We start from the raw sequence: 19194 nt of genomic DNA on the forward strand, positions 1-19194 counted from the left end.
TTGATCACAAAATGATATATATTAAAGCCTACTTTAACCGCTATTTGCGGCAAGCACGCCATCCAAGTAACCAAAACGTGACCCCTGTTACGGCTGAAAGCGCCGGATAAGTTTCAATCTGATTACTGAAAAGTATGGCAGAACATACCACCAGGGTTGCACCAATGCCAAAATAGAATCTTGCCTGGCCCTGATGACGCCTGTTTTCCATAAAATTGTCGTACAGGGTATCAATCCGCTGGTTCAGCGCATTGCCCTGGCGCAAACTATCGTAAAGTAATTCCGGTAATTCCGGTAATTTCTCCGCCCAGAACGGTGCCCGAGTCTTGACCCCTTCAATCACCGCCTGCGGCCCGACCTGCCGCGACATCCAGTCTTCCAGAAACGGCTTGGCGGTATCCCACAGATCCAGCTGCGGATACAGCTGACGTCCCAGACCTTCGACGTAGAGCAGAGTTTTCTGCAGCAACACCAGCTGCGGCTGCACTTCCATATGGAAGCGGCGAGCGGTATTAAACAGGTTCAGCAATACATGGCCGAACAAAATCTCCGCCAGCGGCTTTTCAAAAATCGGCTCGCACACCGTGCGGATCGCGAACTCAAAATCATCAATATTGGTGTCTTTCGGCACCCAGCCCGAGTCCACATGCAGCTCCGCCACCTTGCGGTAATCGCGGTTAAAAAACGCCAGCAGGTTCTCGGCCAGGTAGCGCTTGTCTTCGCGGTTCAGCGTACCGACAATGCCGCAATCGAGTGCAATCCACTGCGGGTTATGCGGGTTTTCACGCGAGACAAAAATATTGCCCGGATGCATGTCGGCATGGAAAAAGCTGTCGCGGAACACCTGAGTGAAGAAAACCGTCACCGCATTTTCCGACAGCACTTTCAGATCCGTACCGTTGGCCACCAGGGCATCGATATCCGACACCTGGATACCATAAATTCGCTCCATCACCAGCAGCCGCTCGCTGCTGAGATCTGAGTACACTTCCGGCACATACAGCATCTCGCTGCCTTCAAAGTTGCGCCGTAGCTGGATCCCGTTGGCCGCTTCGCGCATCAGGTTCAGCTCATCGAGCAGGGTGCGCTCGTACTCGCGGATCACCTCGACCGGGCGCAGCCGACGCGCTTCGGGCCATGCCCGGGCGACAATCCGGGCCATCCGGTACATCAGCTTGATGTCGGCCTGGATCACCGGCAGGATGTCCGGGCGGATCACTTTCAGCACCACCTCGCGGCCCTCTGACCTCAACGTCGCGGTATGCACCTGGGCAATTGAGGCCGAGGCCAGCGGGGTTTCATCAAAGTTATCGAACCAGGTTTCCAGCGGCCCGCCCAGCGACTGCTCCATCTGCTGCTTGGCCAGCTTGCCGTCAAACGGGGCCACCTGATCCTGCAGCATCGCGAGTTGATCAGCGATATGCGGCGGAAACAGATCGCGCCGGGTCGACATCATCTGGCCGAACTTGATCCAGACTGGTCCCAGCTCCTGCAGGGCAAGACGCAGTCGCACCCCCAACGGCTGATCGGCGTATTCATTCTTCATCCAAAACAGGGATTTACGCATCATTTTCGGCAGCTTGACCCGCGGGTCGTCCGGCAGAAAATCATCCAGCCCGTAGCGCAGCTTGACCGCGGTGATCTGATAAAGGCGCTTGAGTTCCGACGACGTCATCATACGGCCGCTCGCTCTAAAATCTGATTGATGCGCGACTCCAGCCGGGCCACGTCGGTGCGCAGATCATCAACCTGATCGGCAAAATGGGCCACTTCCAGCGCCTGCGGTGCCAACCGCCACTCTTCCGTGATGACCTCGGCTAAATCCCGCTGACGGCGCGCCGCGCTGCGACGAATGGTCTCGACGCCGTTTCTGAGCCCGCTGACCAAAGTGTGGGCCACAATATCACCGGTATATTGCGATAATATTTCGGCGATATCTGGCTTTAAGCCACTGAGCAGAGAGGAAAACTGCTGAGCCAACTGAATATCACCGTCAAGCGAGAGCTTGTCGGCCTTAATCAGCTGGGTCAGGTTGGCCTGCTGACGCAACTCCTGCAGGACACTGAGGTTCAGCGCCAGCCGGCAGTCGACCTCGCCTTCAAACGCGGCCAGCACATCAATCTGCTGACTGAAGATGAAAATCAGCTGCTTATTGAATTCATTCAGATGCACGCTGATCACTTTGCCGCGCAGCCGGGCCAACCGGCGCTGGCTTTCGGCATCTTCTTTGAGCAGCGCGTTGAGCGAGGTTTCAATCGCGCCGGTTACAAAAGCATCGATGGGCATAATATCCTCAGAATTTGTAGCCACGGTGCAGGGCAACGATCCCGCCAGTCAGGTTGTAGTAGCTGGTCTGCTCAAATCCGGCCTCGTCCATCATCCCTTTCAGGGTTTCCTGATCCGGGTGCATGCGGATCGATTCGGCCAGGTAGCGGTAACTCTCGCCATCATTGGCGATCAGCTCACCCATTTTCGGCAGCAGGTGGAACGAGTAGGCATCATAGACCTTCGACAACGGCGCAAGCACCGGCTTGGAGAATTCCAGTACCAGCAGGCGGCCGCCCGGCTTGAGCACCCGGAACATCGAGCGCAGAGCCTTGTCTTTTTCGGTCACGTTGCGCAGGCAGAAACTGATGGTAATACAGTCAAAGTAGTCATCCGGGAACGGCAGCTCCTCGGCATTGGCCTGGACATAGCCGACGTTGCCGACAATGCCATTGTCCCGCAGCTTGCTGCGGCCGACCTTGAGCATCGAGTTATTGATATCGGCCAGGATCACCTGCCCTTCCTCGCCAACCATCCGCGAGAACTTGGCCGTCAGATCACCGGTACCACCGCCCAGATCCAGGACACGATGACCACGACGCACACCACTACAGTCAATCGTAAACCGCTTCCATACCCGATGGATGCCCATCGACATCAGGTCATTCATGATGTCGTACTTGGTCGCAACCGAGTGGAATACTTCTGCAACCAGCTCCGCCTTTTCATCCTTGGCCACGGTGCGATAGCCAAAATGGGTTGTATCTCGTGTAGTGTCCGTCATGCTATTTCCGTCATGCTAACTCTCTGTATTGATCGGCTTAGTGTACTTGATGGCTGCGATTTGCTCAAAGCACTAAGACAAATCATTTACTGCCGATGTGGCCGCGATCCGCCCCGACGGTGGCGATGCAGGATCCCCCGCCTGCGCCTGCATGGATTGCTCGGCCAGTGCCGGGCTGATATCCCGCTTCACCTCAACGCCCAGATGCTTGAAGCTCTCGGCCTGGCGGATCACATTGCCCCGGCCATGCACCAGCTTGTTCATCGCGCCCAGGTAGCTCTGGCTGGCCTTGTCCAGCGACGCGCCGACCGCTTCCATATCGTTAACAAACAACCGCAGCTTGTCGTACAACTTGCCGGCCCGTTCGGCGATCTGCTTGGCATTCTGGTTCTGGCGCTCATTACGCCACAGGTTATTGATGGTGCGCAGCGCCACCAGCAGGGTGGTCGGGCTCACCAGCATGATATTCTGCTCCATCGCATCGCGGATCAGCGCCGGGTCGGCCTCCACCGCCGCCTGGAATGCCGGCTCGACCGGAATGAACATCAGTACATAATCGAGACTGCGAATGCCGTGCAGCTGATGGTAATCCTTCCGGCTCAGGCCACGGATATGGCTGCGGATCGAGGCAATATGCTCGCTCATCGCCAGCTCCTGCTCGGCCAGGGTGTCGGCATTGAAAAAGCGCTCATAGGCAATCAGCGACATCTTGGCGTCGATCACCACGTCTTTATCCTGCGGCAGATGCACCACCACATCCGGCTGATAGCGCTTGCCCTCTTCATTTTCCAGGCTGATCTGGGTCTGGTACTCGTGCCCTTCCCGCAATCCCGATTCGGTCAGCACCCGCGCCAGCACCACTTCGCCCCAGTTGCCCTGGGCCTTGTTGTCCCCTTTCAGGGCCTGGGTTAGGTTGACGGCTTCGCGTGCCATTTGCTCATTGAGCTGCTTGAGATTGTTAATTTCATGGACCAGGGTATGTCGCTCGCGCGCTTCCTGGCTGAAATTATCATTGACCTGTTTCTTGAACCCTTCCAACTGCTCACGCAACGGGCCGAGCAAGGTCGCCAGACTGAGCTGGTTCTGCTCATCAACGCTGCGGCTCTTTTGCTCGAACAGCCGATTGGCCAGGCTTTCAAACTGCACCCGCAACCGCTCTTCGGCATTCTCCAGCAGGGCAATTTTCTCATCGGCCGCTTTCTGCTCTTCAAAATGGCGGGCTTCCTGCTCGCGCAAGTCCGCTTCCAGGCCGGCATTGGCCATCCGGGCATTTTCCAGCTGCTCGGTCAGATACTGTTTTTCGTTTTTCACCGCCTCAAAATGGCGCATTTTCTCCAGTGCCGCGGCCAGCCGGGCGTGCATCTGACGCAGCTCGGAGGTCAGGCGATCCCGCTCGACGTCCAGCTCATCAAGATCCTGGTTCCGCTCGGCCAGCTGGGCATTGAGGTATGCTTCCCGGCTCTGTGCCAGGCGCTCTTCGGCCTCAGCCTGCTGCCGGCACAGCGCGATCTGCTGCTGTGCACGTCCCTTCATCCACAATCCCGTGATCACGCTGGCGACCGTCGCCCCCGTCAGGGCCGCGACCACAGCCAGCTCGGTCCCAGTAAGCCACTCAGTTAACATTAATCCCCAACCTTTATGACGCAACATCAGCGCGGCGCTTACTCGCCGCGCCCTTTTGATTTCAAGGGTTACAGGCTAAGTGGATACTGGATAAATGTCCAGCCATGTTGCCCCACAGGCATTCTGGGCGCGCCCTTGTGTGACATCATCGACGTGCCCGTCACCCGGGTACAGCAAAGCCTTTTCGCCCGGACGGCTATCGCATACACTGGCGCTTTGGTACGACAAATCACCGTGCTGCCGTCTGCATTCCCCGAACCGGCAGCTGATGGACAAGGAAGTATGAAGAACGAACGCCTCGCGCTGAGCTACGGACTAACGGCAGTGCTGCTGTGGTCGACCGTCGCCACTGCCTTTAAGATCACCCTGAGCTATTTCACCCCGCTGCAGATGCTGGCCGCTGCCAGTGCCGTCTCCGTGCTGGCGCTGACTGCCATCGCGCTGTATCAGGGCAAGCTCCACCAGCTCGGGCGCACGTTTCGCTCCCGCCCCGGCTATTATCTGCTGCTGGGGTTGATCAATCCGCTGGCTTATTACCTGATCCTGTTTCAGGCCTATGACCTGCTGCCTGCGTCATTGGCCCAGCCGCTCAACTACAGCTGGGCGATCACCTTAACCCTGATGGCCGCAGTGTTCCTCGGCCAGACGATCCGCCGTCAGGACTGGATTGCCTGCGGATTCGGCTACTTTGGCGTGGTGGTGATCGCCACCCAGGGGGATCTGCTGGCGCTGGATTTTGACAGCCCGCTCGGCGTGGCGCTAGCGCTGTTCTCGACCCTGCTGTGGGCGCTGTACTGGATCCTCAATACCCGCAACCAGGCTGATCCGGTGATCAGTGTGCTGCTCGGCTTTCTGATCTCGCTACCGATTTCCGTTGGTGCCAGTCTTACCATCTCCGGTTGGCCCAGTGCTCCCTGGCAGGGCTGGGCAGCGGTCAGTTATGTCGGCCTGTTTGAAATGGGGATCACCTTCGTGCTGTGGATCAATGCGCTGAAGCTGACCGAGAACACGGCGCGGATCAGTAACCTGATTTTTATCGCCCCCTTTATCTCGCTACTGCTGCTGGCGACCATTATCGGCGAAGCAATCCATCCGTCGACCCTCATCGGCCTGGTGATGATCATCTGTGGCCTGCTGATCCAGCAATGGAAAGGTAAATCGCGCCAGGCGGCGGACTCCTCCTGTTAACACTGATCCCGTCTGCTCAAGAAAAAAAAGCCTGCCACAAAGTGGCAGGCAAGCGAGATTGGGTTGTCGAGACCCTGCGCCTTCAAAGGGTAAAGACGTCTTATTATTCGGTAAAATTCAAATTACTTGAGTTCACACTTCTGCCACGCGGCCTTAACTGTTAGCCGCAACCGCATGCCAGCGCCGCCCGAGACGCGACCACAGGATCAGCAGCCCCGGGGCCAGCAGCCACATATGCAGCACCATCAGATCCGGCGGCAGCAAGTCCAGCCGCTGGGTCAGGCTCACCATGGCACCGGCGCCGCTCATCTGGAACAGACCCAGCAACGCCGCCGCAGTACCGGCGCGATCACCAAACGGGGCCAGGGCTTTGCCGGCAGCCGAACCGAGAACGAAGGCAAAGCCAAAGGAGGACATGAACACCGGCACCATGAACGCCCAGGCTTCACGCAGATGACTGAGCATCAGCATCGCCACCCCGGAAGTCACCAGCATGATCAACCCGGTCGCCAGCGTCCGGCGCGAGCCAAAGCGGTCAATATATTTCGGCGCCACCATGCAGGCTAAGATATTCAGTGCCGCATTGACCCCAAACCACAGGGTAAATTGCCCCATATCCTCGCCCAGCTCGGTCATCAGCCAGACCGGTGCCGAGGTAACATAGGCCAGAATTACGGCCATCGCCAGCATGCACATGGTGCTATGATACAGGAACGTCGGCTCGCGCAGCACCGAGCGGTAACGGGACCAGCTCAGCATCGCGCCCGAGACATCGGTCTCCGCCGGACGGGTTTCGCGAAACTGCAGCAGAATGAAGGTGCCAGCGACGACCGCAAATCCAGCCATAAAACTGAAGTTACTGCGCCAGCCGAACTCATGGGTCAGCCAGGTGCCCAGCAACGGAGCCAGTGCCGGAATAAAACAAATCGCGCCGTTGAGATAGCTGATCATCCGGCCGCTTTTCTCCGGGCCGAAGCTGTCTCGTACCGCGGCAAACGCCGCCACCGAGGTGGCACAGGCGCCGAAACCCTGCAACAGGCGCGCCACCAGCAGCAGATCCAAAGTGTGGGCGACATACGCCAGCGCAGCACTCAAACCGTAAATGGCGATCCCGCCGAGCGCAATCGGGCGGCGGCCAAAACGATCGGCCAAAGGACCGGCCAACAGCTGACCCAGACCCAGGCTGAACATAAACCAGGTCACGGTATCCTGGACCCGCGCCGGATCGACAGTAAACGTCTCGGCCATCGCCGGGAGTGCCGGTAGGTAAATATCGATCGCCAACGGGCTGAACAGAACCAGAATCACCATCAGGGCGACGAGCCGGGTTCCAGACTGTGAAGAAGCAGAGGTCATGATACATTTCCTTAAAGATGATGGCGGCAGTCTAAGGCCTTCGTGATATGAACAGAAATGGTTTATATTCAAATCAGAATTTCCAATGGGGAATATCATCACCCGAGGTGCCTTGTGTCTTTTGAAAAACTCGCCCGCATCGATCTCAACCTGCTGGTATGCCTGCATGTCCTGCTGGAAGAGTGTAACGTCACCCACGCCGCCAAACGGCTGCATCTAAGCCAGTCCGCCGTCAGCAAAAGCCTGATGCGGCTGCGCGAGCAGTTCAACGATCCCCTGTTTACCCGCAACGCGCACGGCCTGCGCCCGACGCCGCGGGCCAAAGCCTTACAGCCGATGCTGGATCACCTGCTGCGTGAGATCGAACAACTCACCGCGCCGCCTGTCTTTACCCCCCACACCAGCAACCGCCACTTCAAGATGGCGCTGGTCGAGAGCGCCTATCCGCTGTTTCTGCCCCAGTTCCTCGGCGATATTTTCTCTGAAGGACCCAACCTGACCATCGATACCCAGGCCTGGGAGCCCAACACCTTCGAAAAACTGCAATCAGGCGAGATTGACTTCGGCATTACCGGCAAAGATCTCAACCCGGCCGATGCCATGCTGACCCTGATGCCGCCCAAAGGCATTGTGTTCCAGGAGCTGTGCCGCGACCGCCAGTGCTGTATTGTCCGACCAGAGCACCCAATTCTGAGCCAGACCTGGGATGAAGCCAGCTACCTGGCCCAGCGCCATATCCAGGTACGCTGCATCGGCGACGACCGCTGGCTGCTCGATTACAAGCTGGCCGAGCGCGGCCTGAGCCGGGACATCGCCATGTATGTGCCGGATTTCAACAGCGCGGCCTGCCTGTGTCACCAGACCGACTTTGTCTTTACCGCCCCGAGCCACTTTGCCAACTATATTGCCAACCAGCTCGGTTTGGTCGTGGTGCCGCTGCCGACTGAGTTGCCGGCGATGGCCTACACCCTGTTTTGGCATCAACATCAAGAGAAAGATCCTGGTCACACCTGGCTTCGCGAGATAATCATCGGACGCTGTCGTGATTTACCAGTCGGTTAATTGCAGCGGACCAGTAAACGCGCTACCGTAAAGAGATCCGGCCCGAACGGCCTGAGCCGTCACGCCAGGACGGCGAACGACTTTAAGGAATGATGAAGCATGCAAACTGTTATTTCACAGCGTGTTGAGCAGCTACGGGCATGGTTGACGCGAAACCAGCTCGATGCCTTGCTGATCCCGCACGAGGACGAGTACCTGGGCGAATATATTCCCGCCCACAATGATCGCCTGCACTGGGCCACCGGCTTCACCGGCTCGGCCGGGATGGCAATTATCACCCGCGACAAGGCAGCGATATTTGTCGATGGCCGCTACGTGGTCCAAGTGCGCAAGCAGGTCCCGGGCGAAGTCTTTGAATATCGTCACCTGATTGACGAGCCGCCGATGCAGTGGGCCCAGGCCAACCTGGCCGCCGGCAGCAAGGTGGCAATCGATCCGAAACTGCACAGCAGTGCCTGGCTGGCACGCACCGAAGCGGCAGTAGCCGGTGATTTGGAACTGGTCACCGTCGATGCCAACCCAATCGACGGCCTGTGGCATGATCGTCCGGCACCGACCCTGTCCGATGCCAAGCTGATGAGCCTGGACTTTGTCGGCGTCAGCAGCACCGACAAACGGACACAAATTGCCGACGTGCTGAAATCACAGAAAGCCGATGCCGTCCTGCTGACCCAGGTCGACAGCATCGCCTGGCTGCTCAATATCCGCGGCAGTGACATTCCGTGCCTGCCGGTCCTGCTCTCCACCGCGATTCTGCACCAAGACTGCAGCGTCGATTTCTACATCGACCCGGCCCGTCTGCCGGAAGCGTTCAACGCCCATGTCGGTGACGGGGTGCGCATTGCTGCGCCGGCATCACTGGAAGCCGGTCTCAAAGCCCTCGGCGGCAAATCCGTGCTGGTCGATCCGGCCACCAGCAATGCCTGGGCATCACAGATCCTGACCGACGCCAAGGCCAAACTAATTGCTGCCCAGGATCCATGCATGCTGCCGAAAGCGGCCAAGAATCCGACCGAGATTGCCGGGATGAAGGCCAGCCACATCCGTGATGGCGTCGCGATCAGTAAGTTCCTGGCTTGGGTCGATCGTCAGGTCGCCCAAGGCAACCTACTCGATGAAGGCACCCTGGCCGATCAGCTGTGGGCCTTCCGCTGTGAAGACAGCAGCTGTACCGATGTCAGCTTTGACACCATCTCGGCGGCCGGCGGCAACGCAGCAATGTGTCACTACAACCACAAGAACCAACCGGCGCCGAGCGTGCTGGAAATGGACAACGTCTACCTGGTGGACTCCGGCGGCCAGTACCCGGACGGCACCACCGATATCACCCGAACGGTGGCGATCGGCGAACCGGGCGATGAAGTCAAACAAACCTTCACCCTGGTGCTGAAAGGTCACATTGCGCTGGCGACGGCCCGGTTCCCAAAAGGGACGACCGGCTCTCAGCTTGATGCCCTGGCCCGTCAGCATCTGTGGGCACACGGTTTTGATTATGACCACGGCACCGGCCACGGCGTCGGCCACTTCCTCAATGTCCATGAAGGGCCACAGCGGATCGCCAAAGTCTACAACCCGACCGCCCTGCTGCCGGGGATGGTGCTGTCGAACGAGCCGGGCTACTACCGCGCCGATGCGTTCGGGATCCGAATTGAAAACCTGGAGCTGGTTGTCGAGGTCGAAACCGCCGGCGACATGACCATGCTGGGCTTCGAGTCCCTGACCCGCGCGCCGATTGACCGCCGCCTGGTTAATCTGTCCCTGCTGACAGAGACCGAACTGGCCTGGCTGAACACCTATCACCAGACAGTATTTGAGGTGATCAGTCCGTCACTGAGTGGCGATGACCTGACCTGGTTGCAACAGGCAACGGCACCACTGAGCCGCTGAGCTCTCACTACAAACCAGCTCTGAAATAAAACGCCCGCAACTGCGGGCGTTTTTAATTTTGTTTAACTTTCTGACACTTGAACGCTTGGAAAGCGACCCGTTAACCGGAATAGGCCGGGTGCCAGTCTTTCCACACCACTTCGAAACCATGGCGCTTGACGGACTTAGCCACCGCCGCCACCGGGCGATCATCATGAATCGAAAATTGCTCCAGCTCCGGCTCGTTATCCGCATAACCGCCCGGCTGGGTTTTCGAACCTGCCGACATGCTGGTGACCCCGAGCGGCAGCACATTGTCGCGAAACTGCGGCGACTCCCGGGTCGAGAGCGAGAGCTCCACTTCCGGGTTCAGCAACCGGTAGGCACAGATCAGCTGCACCAGCTGGCGATCACTCATCACCGACTTCGGCTGCAGGCCACCTTCACAAGGCCTTAAGCGCGGAAACGAGATCGAATACCGGGTTTGCCAGTAAGTCCGCTCCAAATAGTCGAGATGGCTGGCGGCAAAAAAGCAGTCGGTGCGCCACTCTTCCAGACCGATCAACGCGCCAATCCCGATTTTATCAATCCCGGCCCGGGCCAGGCGATCCGGGGTGTCCAGCCGGTACTCAAAGTCGGTTTTATTGCCGCGCAAATGGTGCTCGGCATACGTCGGCGCGCTGTAGGTTTCCTGGTATACCATCACCGCATCCAGACCCAGGGTTTTCAGCTCGGCATAGTCGTGCTGATCCAGCGGCTGGACTTCCATCGCCAGATAACTGAAGTGGGATTTGATCCGCGGCAGTGCTTCACGGAAGTAAGCCATCCCGACCTTGCGCTCGTGCTCCCCGGTGACCAGCAAAATGCTGTCAAAGTGCATCGCCTTGATCGCCGCACACTCGCGCTCGATTTCAGCCATCTCCAGGGTCCGGCGCTTGATCCGGTTCTCCATCGAAAACCCGCAGTAGGTACAGGCGTTGGCACACAGGTTCGACAGATACAAGGGAACGTAAAACGAGATTGTATGGCCGAACCGCTTGCGGGTCAGCGCCGCAGAGAGCTGCGCCATCTGCTCCAGGTACGGCTCGGCCGCCGGCGAGATCAATGCCTTGAAGTCTTCCAGATCCCGCTTGGGCTTGCGCAGCGCCCGCTCAACATCGGCAGGCGCTTTGCTGTAGATCGACATCCGGATATCATCCCAATCCAGTTGCCGCCAGACATCCACATAACTCATGCGACCTCCTTAGCCGGTGTGATCCAAAAAGGCCGTCAGCGGGCTGGACGCAATTGCCTGATTCACAGTGCCGGCCAACCCGGCCTCATAAGCCATCCGGCCGCTTTCCACCGCCAGCTTAAACGCCCTGCCCATCGCGATCGGATCGGCCGCCGCCGCAATCGCGGTATTGACCAGCACGGCATCGGCGCCCAGCTCCATAGCTTCGGCGGCATGAGACGGCGCGCCAATCCCGGCATCCACCACCACCGGGACCCGGGCCTGATCGATGATAATTTCAAGGAAATCGCGCGAGGCCAGCCCCTTATTCGAGCCAATCGGCGCCCCCAGCGGCATCACCGCTGCACAGCCAACTTCTTCCAGCCGCTTACACAAGACCGGGTCGGCATGGCAGTAGGGCAGTACGATGAAGCCTTCTTTGACCAGCGCTTCTGCCGCGCCCAGGGTTTCGATCGGATCCGGCATCAGGTATTTCGGATCCGGGTGAATTTCCAGCTTGAGCCAGTTGGTCCCCAGTGCTTCGCGCGCCAGCTGGGCCGCAAAAACTGCTTCTTTGGCATTTTTGGCGCCGGAGGTATTGGGCAACAGGCTCAGCCCGGCCGCCTGGATCGGTGCCAGAATATCATCGTCGCGGTTATCAATATCGACCCGTTTCAGCGCCATGGTGACCAGCTCGGAGCCCGAGGCAATCAACGATTCGGCCATCACGATCCGGTTGGCATATTTACCGGTCCCGGTAAAGAGCCGGGATGAAAACGTCTTATCAGCAATCTTGAGCATTTAGCCTCCTGCGATGGCTTGAAACAGGGCGATACGATCCCCGGCACTGAGCGCCGTGGCATCCCAGGTACTGCGAGGAACAATGTCATCATTCAGTGCCACCGCAGTTGCCTCTAACGGCATCTCCAGCCGGGTGAGCAGCACTAACAAGGTATCGCCAGTTGAGATCTCAACCGGCTTATCATTGACTCGGATTTGAATCGCAGTTGTCGTTGTCATTCGTTATTCTCTCCTGTGCCGCAAACCGGGCACCTGTGATCGCGCGCGACACGAAAGGATTGCCACGTCATGTTCAGGCCGTCGAACTGCTTGAGGGTCGCAAAGCCAATGTCACCGGCACCAGTCAGCAATTTGAGCGTCTCCAGCGCCTGCAGGGTCCCGATGCTACCGACCACCGGGCCTGCAATCCCGCTGGTGCTGCAGTTTTGCGGCTCCTGCGGCGCATCCGGCTGCCAGGGGAACAGGCAGTGATAGCACGGCCCTTGCCCGGCGCGAAAGTCAAAGGCCATCAGCTGGCCCTGCCAGCGGATCGCCGCTCCGGCAATCAACGGCTTACCTGCCGAAAAGCAGGCCTGATTGACCGCATGGCGGGTTTCCAGGTTATCAGAGCAATCGAGCACCACATCGGCCAATGACACTTCCAGCGCCAGCTGCTGCGCCGCCAGCCGGGCCTCGACCGGGCGGACCCGGATCATCGGATTGAGCGCCCGGGTCTGGGACGCGGCGGCATGCGCCTTGCTCTGTCCCTGATCCGCTTCGCGATAGATCACCTGACGCTGGAGGTTGGAGCTGTCGACCTGATCATCATCGGCAATGACCAAATGACCAATGCCGGCTGAAGCCAGATACAACGCGGCCGCCGATCCCAATCCGCCGGCACCAACCAGCAAAACCTGCGCCTGCGCAAGCTGTGCCTGCCCGGCTTCACCGATTTCCGGCAACATGATCTGTCGGTTATAGCGGATAAAGGCCTGATCACTCAGCATAGGCAAGCTCCTTTTTCGGGACCGGGCGCTGCGACTCCGGGCGCACCAGGCGACGGTAAAAGTCATCCACCGCAGCCTGCGGATCATCGGCCTGGGTGATCGCCCGGACCACCGCCACACTACTCACCCCAGTCTGCCAGACGGCATCGGCACGGGGTAAATCAATCCCGCCGATCGCCACGGTCGGGAAATCCTGACCGATCAGGCGCTGATACAGCGCCAGCCGGCTGAGTCCCTGCGGCTTGGACGGCATTTGCTTGGTGGTGGTCGGATAGATATGGCCCAGGGCAATATAGCTGGGGCGAAACTCAGCTGCCCGCAGGATCTCATAATAACCATGGGTCGACAGGCCCAGCCGCAATCCGGCTTGCTGGATCGCGACCAGATCGGCGGTTTCCAGATCTTCCTGGCCCAAATGCACCCCGTAAGCCTGGTTTGCAATCGCCTGCTGCCAGTAGTCATTGATATAGACCTGCGCCCCGGCCTCTGTGCCGGCAGCTACCACCTGGCGGATCTGCAGATCCAGCGTCGGCTCTGCCGGGTCTTTGATCCGCAGCTGAGTCAGGGTGACGCCCATATCGAGCAGTCGTGCCACCCAGGCAGCCGAGTCGACCACCGGGTAGAGCGCCATCTGGGCCGGATCGGCTTTGGCAAACGGCGCCACCGCCACTTCCTTGCTCGCCCAACCCAGCGCCTCAGCATCGGGATGATTGGCCGTCAGCGGCCGTGGGAACAGCGCCCGCTCGAGCGGCCAGCTGTCCACACACCCTTCATCCTTATCATGGAGATAGCACCGGGCATAGGCCCGGGCTAAGGTGACTGCATCTTCCAACGGATAATCCAGGGCCAGAGCGGCCAGCAACATGGCGCGTTGCGGCTCAGCTGATCCAGCCTGACGGCAGTACACTGCGCGCGCTTCACCCTGGTGATGCCAGAGATCCACGCAACCCTGTTCGGTCGGTAAACCACACACCACCAGAGACGGATCCTGCGCAACCTGCTGTTGCATCTCACCGAGTGATGGATACGGCGGCTGCCATTGATCTCTCACCCGGTAGTCCAACACCTCCCTGGCTTCAAACTGAAATGCCAGATGAACAGCGCGACCATCGACTTCAATCGTTACCACAGATTCAGCTGTCCAGACCATCTCAACTGGCTGGCCCAGCTGATAACGTTGTGCTGAGGCAAACAGAGACCCTAAATAACGGCGCAACGGCGCCAGGGATTCCGGTACCGTGATCATGCCCATTAGCTTTCCTCTTGAACCGGGTGGTAAAGCTCGCTGCCGCGAGCCCGGAATTCGTCGGCTTTTTGCTGCATGCCTTCGAGCGGATCATCAAGTAACTTGATTTCGACTGCCTGCGCATCCGCCCCTTCAGGGAGCGCCTTGGCGTAGTCCCGCACTTCCTGGGAAATTTTCATCGAGCAGAATTTCGGGCCACACATCGAGCAGAAATGTGCGACCTTACCGGACTCCTGCGGCAGAGTTTCATCGTGGTAAGCCCGGGCAGTTTCCGGATCCAGTGCTAGGTTGAACTGATCTTCCCAGCGGAATTCAAACCGGGCTTTCGACAACGCGTTGTCCCGGACCTGAGCTCCCGGATGACCTTTGGCCAAGTCGGCTGCATGGGCGCACAGCTTATAGGTGATCAGCCCGACCTTCACATCGTCTTTGTTCGGCAGGCCCAGGTGCTCTTTCGGGGTCACGTAACACAGCATGGCACAGCCGTACCAGCCAATCATCGCCGCGCCAATGCCCGAGGTAATGTGGTCATAGCCCGGGGCAATATCAGTTGTCAGCGGGCCCAGGGTGTAGAACGGCGCTTCATGGCAGTGCCTGAGCTGCTCTTCCATGTTCTCTTTGATCATGTGCATCGGCACATGTCCCGGACCTTCAATCATCACCTGAACATCATATTCCCAGGCAATTTTGGTCAGTTCACCCAAGGTGCGCAGCTCGCTGAACTGAGCTTCATCGTTGGCATCGGCGACCGAGCCCGGACGCAAGCCATCCCCCAAGGAGAGCGAAATATCGTACTGGGCACAAATTTCACAAATCTCACGGAAGTGTTCATAGAGGAAACTTTCTTTGTGGTGGGCCAGGCACCACTTGGCCATGATTGAGCCGCCCCGCGAAACAATCCCGGTCACCCGCTTGGCAGTCATCGGTACGTAGCGCAGCAGCACCCCGGCGTGAATGGTGAAGTAATCCACTCCCTGCTCAGCCTGCTCCAGCAAGGTGTCGCGGAACACTTCCCAGGTCAGATTCTCAGCGATGCCGTTCACCTTCTCCAGCGCCTGATACATCGGCACGGTGCCAATCGGAACCGGGCTGTTGCGGATGATCCACTCGCGGGTTTCATGGATGTTGCGGCCGGTCGACAGGTCCATCACGGTATCGCCGCCCCAGCGGGTGGACCACACCAGCTTCTCGACTTCTTCTTCGATGGATGAGCTGACCGCGGAGTTACCGATATTGGCATTCACCTTGACCAGGAAGTTACGGCCGATGATCATCGGCTCCGATTCCGGGTGGTTAATGTTGGCAGGAATAATCGCCCGACCTTCTGCCACTTCCTGACGCACAAACTCCGGCGTAATTTCTTCCGGCAGATTGGCCCCGAAGTTTTGCCCCGGATGTTGCTGGGTTAGCAACGCATCGCGGTACTTGGCGCGACCCATATTTTCACGGATCGCGATATATTCCATTTCCGGGGTTATGATCCCCTGACGCGCGTAGTGAAGCTGAGTGACATTCGCCCCGTCTTTCGCACGGCGGATCCGGGCCCGCTCGCCAAAGCGCAAATCATCCAGCGTATCGTCAGCCAGACGCTCTTTGGAATAAGCCGAGCTCAGTTCATCCAGCTCGATGGTATCTTCGCGCTCAGCAATCCACTGCTCCCGCAGCCGTGGCAGGCCCGCATAGATATCGATTTCATGTTCAGGATCGGTATACAGACCGGAAGTATCGTAAACACGTACCGGCTCATTGGGCTCAAAAACCGGCGCATCTTTGGTACCGCCAACCAGACTATCCGCCAGAGTGATTTCCCGCATCGGGACACGGATGTCGTCACGACTGCCGGTGATATAGACCTTTTGAGAATTCGGGTACGGTTGGGTAGTGAGTGAATCAATGAATTGTTTCGCTTCCAGTCTCGCTTGTTTGCGATTCGACATAGCAATTTCCTTGTTCTGTATAAAAGGGAATTTGCTTATCGGTGGGTGCGTCAACAAGAGGCTACACGTAGGGTGTGTAACATCATCTGGAACAGCAGCTGCGGATGCAGCAATACAGAAGATTTTCTCTTGTTCCCTTCGCAGGTATTAGCCTGATCAGGTTCTACGGATCCCGCAATGCGGTCTCAGCCAATTGGCACTCCGACAAGTTACTCTCGAGTATATGGAAGTCCTGAACGATCAGCAACCATCCAATACCGCTTTCTGACTTCTTTGTTCAATGGCACATGAGCACATCACAGCCGCCTTGCTGCGACAATACCTGGCTGAGGTCGCCAAACCACTGAACACCGCTCTTATGCACCCCCAACACCACCAGATTCGCCCGAACCTGTTTGACCAGAACCAGCAAGTGCTTGGCAACGTCACCATCGGCAATATGCATAGCGCGGACTTTATAAGGGGAGCGCCGGGACAAGGCTGACAATTGTAGAATCCGCGTCGCCTGGGTATCCAAGTGCGCCTCTTCCAACCCCAACTCCGCATCGAGAAAGCTGACATTCCCCAGCCCTGGCTCCACAAACGCGACGTGTAGTTCAGCATGATTTTGCTCAGCAATAACAGCCGCCTTCACCATCAGCTGATGTGCATCCAGATTATCCGGGTTGACTGCCAGCAACACGATTTGATACAAGGCCATACACTTCCTCCCCATAGATAAGCGCAGCGGGTGACGTGCTTAAAACCAATGATCATGCCGTCGCTCAATCAATGATTGCATCAATACTGCCGGGCAAAGATGATCAACGTAGCAAGATCGTGGTATTAGTATGGCAACGTTCTCACAATCTAAAGTAGTGTAAATGAGCCAATTTCTCTTTCTTGGGCTAATTGCGTTAGGCGGAGCATTCGGTGCCTGTTCGCGGTACCTGATCTCTGAGCTATGCGTCAGCTGGTTTGGCCGAGGTTTTCCTTATGGCACCCTGGTGGTCAATGTGGTCGGTTCATTCCTCATGGGCATGCTGATGTCGGCGATCAACCAGGGCATGATCACAGCCATCCCCGCCCGTCCGATGATCGGCCTCGGCTTCCTCGGCGCCCTGACCACCTTCTCAACCTTCTCCATGGATAATGTCATCCTGATGCAACAAGGCGCGTTTTTAAAAGCCGGACTCAATATGCTTCTCAATGTCGCCCTCAGTCTGACGGCCTGCTTTATTGGCTATCAACTCCTGGTGAAAAGCTAAAGACCATTCTAATACCAATCAAAGTAAATCAGTGAGCAGACATAGTGCAGGAAAAACGTTTGAGAACAAGGCAGGATTTTTTGATCAGTAGTTATTCTACAATCAAAACTTCTAACGCAGTTATCGAGCATTTGAACAAGCTAGGATGACCAGTTATTTACTGCGATTGGTATCAGTCGGGGCGATTCAGGCTTCTTTCAGCCTGACAGGTTTGCCAGCTTCGCTGGGCAATCGAGTAGGAGGAGGCCTCACGGCCTCCGTCCTCTCACACCACCGTACAAGCGTGGGTCGCATACGGCGGTTCCGAATATATTTTCAGTGACTCGTACCCATCTCGCAACGAGTACAGACCCATATCCTTGAACCATTTCATTGGCATGGCCTGATTGAGCTGGGGCGATAAAGCCAAGTGCCACCACCCTTTATCTGACATCGCCAGCTTCCACGCATTGCGTTCGCTTACACCCTCTTGGCGTAACCATGTCGCTATGCTGTATCTGCGCTTGCGCTGCTTGAGGCGATAGCACCGTAAGCACCGCCTTATCCATTCATCCAAGCGCTGCATCGCGCTTTTCCGTATGGCAAGCTTGAAATAGTGTTGCCAACCTCTTAGGTATTGAGTGAGTTCGACTAGGACTGTCTTCAACTCTCGCCCTCGATTCCGCTTCGTTATTTGACGCACTCGCTTCTTCATCTGAGTTTGTGCTGTCTTCGAGATATGGATGCTTCCATCTCGTTGAAAGCGATGGCCTAGGTAAGTCCGCTCTGTCACTCTCGTTGCCGCACTTTTCTCACGGTTAACCCTGAGTTTCAGTTTCTGCTCCAAGAACTCCGTGATTGAGGCTTTTACTCGATTGGCGGCTTCCTCACTGTGCACGTAGATTTGGCAGTCGTCTGCATATCGGCAGAACTTATGCCCTCTTCGCTCAAGCTCTTTATCCAACTCATCTAATACGATATTTGATAGCAGCGGAGATAATGGTCCACCCTGTGGCGTCCCTCGTTGCCTCTGCTCAACTAACCCGTTTCGCATTATGCCTGCCTGTAGGTATGACCTGACCAGCTTCAGGACCCGTTTATCTGTGATGTCCTCCGATAGCCTGTGCATCAGTCTATCGTGGTTCACAGTATCGAAGTATTTCGCCAGGTCTATGTCGACTACATAACCCCGCCCCTCCCTGATGTAGTGGCTTGCTGCCACCAATGCATGGTGGGCACTGCGGTTAGGCCTGAACCCATAACTGTTGCTTGAAAACTGAGGTTCGTAGATATCTGTCAGTACTGAGGTAATGGCCTGTTGGACTACCCTATCAAGTACAGTTGGGATACCTAGCTGCCTCACTCCCCCGCTAGGTTTGGGAATTTCTACACCCAGAACGGGTTGGGGTTGGTAGCTCCCGTCCAGAAGGCTCTGGCGGAGCGCTTGCCCATTAGAAGACTGCCGAAGCATCGAGATAGTCGCTGTTATGTCGAGTTTATCAACCCCAGCACATCCCTTGTTCTTCTTCACTCTTCTCAGGGCTTGGTTCAGATTTGTTGAGGAGCAGATCCGCTCCATCAACTGAGTTGAGGTCACCAAGACTCGTCCTCCTGTCTACGCCGATCATGCTTGTCATTCTT

Annotated in this window: 17 protein-coding genes and 1 riboswitch; of the genes, 4 read left to right on the forward strand and 13 right to left on the reverse strand. The window is 57.3% G+C overall.

From position 1 onward, the window contains the following. Positions 1-40: 40 nt before the first annotated feature. From ubiB to rmuC, 4 genes are all read right to left on the reverse strand, one after another. Positions 41-1675 carry a ubiquinone biosynthesis regulatory protein kinase UbiB gene (gene ubiB, locus NNL38_RS15675; RefSeq protein WP_255390668.1) on the reverse strand — a complete coding sequence of 545 codons (1635 nt, stop codon included), beginning with the start codon at positions 1673-1675 and terminating at the stop codon, positions 41-43. Then, on the reverse strand, positions 1675-2286 hold the full coding sequence (locus NNL38_RS15680; RefSeq protein ID WP_255388918.1) for a ubiquinone biosynthesis accessory factor UbiJ: 612 nt from the start codon (positions 2284-2286) through the stop codon (positions 1675-1677). Before NNL38_RS15680 ends, ubiB begins: the two co-directional genes overlap by 1 nt. Positions 2287-2293: 7 nt before the next feature. Further along, a complete protein-coding gene (gene ubiE, locus NNL38_RS15685) occupies positions 2294-3049 on the reverse strand; it encodes a bifunctional demethylmenaquinone methyltransferase/2-methoxy-6-polyprenyl-1,4-benzoquinol methylase UbiE (RefSeq protein ID WP_255388920.1) in 756 nt (251 codons plus the stop codon). A 72-nt stretch (positions 3050-3121) separates the two neighbouring features. After that, on the reverse strand, positions 3122-4672 hold the full coding sequence (gene rmuC, locus NNL38_RS15690) for a DNA recombination protein RmuC (protein ID WP_255388922.1): 1551 nt from the start codon (positions 4670-4672) through the stop codon (positions 3122-3124). 282 nt (positions 4673-4954) lie between these two features. Here rmuC and NNL38_RS15695 point away from each other — a divergent pair, with 282 nt between their 5' ends. After that, positions 4955-5860: a DMT family transporter gene (locus NNL38_RS15695; RefSeq protein ID WP_255388924.1), complete on the forward strand. Its 906-nt coding sequence runs from the start codon at positions 4955-4957 to the stop codon at positions 5858-5860. Between the two features lie 153 nt (positions 5861-6013). On the opposite strand, the gene NNL38_RS15700 is transcribed toward NNL38_RS15695, so the two are convergent. Next, positions 6014-7216, reverse strand: coding sequence for a multidrug effflux MFS transporter (locus tag NNL38_RS15700; protein WP_255388926.1), 1203 nt, complete (start codon positions 7214-7216; stop codon positions 6014-6016). 114 nt (positions 7217-7330) lie between these two features. Between NNL38_RS15700 and NNL38_RS15705 the strand changes: the two genes are divergently transcribed. Continuing rightward, positions 7331-8278 (forward strand): LysR family transcriptional regulator, encoded by a 948-nt coding sequence (locus tag NNL38_RS15705; protein WP_255388928.1) that lies wholly within the window; start codon positions 7331-7333, stop codon positions 8276-8278. 99 nt (positions 8279-8377) lie between these two features. Then, the gene (locus tag NNL38_RS15710) at positions 8378-10165 is read left to right on the forward strand and encodes an aminopeptidase P family protein (RefSeq protein WP_255388930.1); all 1788 of its coding nucleotides are present in this window, start codon (positions 8378-8380) and stop codon (positions 10163-10165) included. A gap of 100 nt (positions 10166-10265) precedes the next feature. Here NNL38_RS15710 and thiH read toward each other — a convergent pair whose 3' ends face one another. The 7 genes from thiH to NNL38_RS15745 all read right to left on the reverse strand — a co-directional run bounded on the left by thiH (position 10266) and on the right by NNL38_RS15745 (position 17027). Continuing rightward, positions 10266-11378, reverse strand: a complete 1113-nt coding sequence (gene thiH / locus NNL38_RS15715; RefSeq protein ID WP_255388932.1) for a 2-iminoacetate synthase ThiH — start codon at positions 11376-11378, stop codon at positions 10266-10268. A gap of 9 nt (positions 11379-11387) precedes the next feature. Next, the gene (locus NNL38_RS15720) at positions 11388-12158 is read right to left on the reverse strand and encodes a thiazole synthase (RefSeq protein ID WP_255388934.1); all 771 of its coding nucleotides are present in this window, start codon (positions 12156-12158) and stop codon (positions 11388-11390) included. Beyond that, a complete protein-coding gene (thiS, locus tag NNL38_RS15725; RefSeq protein ID WP_255388936.1) occupies positions 12159-12377 on the reverse strand; it encodes a sulfur carrier protein ThiS in 219 nt (72 codons plus the stop codon). After that, the gene (locus NNL38_RS15730; RefSeq protein WP_255388938.1) at positions 12374-13144 is read right to left on the reverse strand and encodes a HesA/MoeB/ThiF family protein; all 771 of its coding nucleotides are present in this window, start codon (positions 13142-13144) and stop codon (positions 12374-12376) included. Before NNL38_RS15730 ends, thiS begins: the two co-directional genes overlap by 4 nt. After that, positions 13134-14396 carry a thiamine phosphate synthase gene (gene thiE, locus NNL38_RS15735; protein WP_255388940.1) on the reverse strand — a complete coding sequence of 421 codons (1263 nt, stop codon included), beginning with the start codon at positions 14394-14396 and terminating at the stop codon, positions 13134-13136. Before thiE ends, NNL38_RS15730 begins: the two co-directional genes overlap by 11 nt. Next, complete coding sequence (gene thiC / locus NNL38_RS15740) at positions 14396-16327, reverse strand: phosphomethylpyrimidine synthase ThiC (RefSeq protein ID WP_255388942.1); 1932 nt, start codon at positions 16325-16327, stop codon at positions 14396-14398. Before thiC ends, thiE begins: the two co-directional genes overlap by 1 nt. Before the next feature lie 116 nt (positions 16328-16443). Next, a riboswitch (TPP riboswitch) is annotated at positions 16444-16541 on the reverse strand. Between the two features lie 63 nt (positions 16542-16604). Then, complete coding sequence (locus NNL38_RS15745; protein WP_255388944.1) at positions 16605-17027, reverse strand: universal stress protein; 423 nt, start codon at positions 17025-17027, stop codon at positions 16605-16607. Between the two features lie 163 nt (positions 17028-17190). Between NNL38_RS15745 and crcB the strand changes: the two genes are divergently transcribed. Then, positions 17191-17574, forward strand: coding sequence for a fluoride efflux transporter CrcB (gene crcB, locus NNL38_RS15750; protein WP_255388945.1), 384 nt, complete (start codon positions 17191-17193; stop codon positions 17572-17574). A 265-nt stretch (positions 17575-17839) separates the two neighbouring features. Here the strand turns inward: crcB and ltrA are convergent, their stop codons facing one another. Beyond that, the gene (gene ltrA / locus NNL38_RS15755; RefSeq protein ID WP_369414623.1) at positions 17840-19132 is read right to left on the reverse strand and encodes a group II intron reverse transcriptase/maturase; all 1293 of its coding nucleotides are present in this window, start codon (positions 19130-19132) and stop codon (positions 17840-17842) included. Positions 19133-19194: the final 62 nt, after the last annotated feature.

The organism is Photobacterium atrarenae (assembly GCF_024380015.1).
GTDB lineage: Bacteria > Pseudomonadota > Gammaproteobacteria > Enterobacterales > Vibrionaceae > Photobacterium > Photobacterium atrarenae.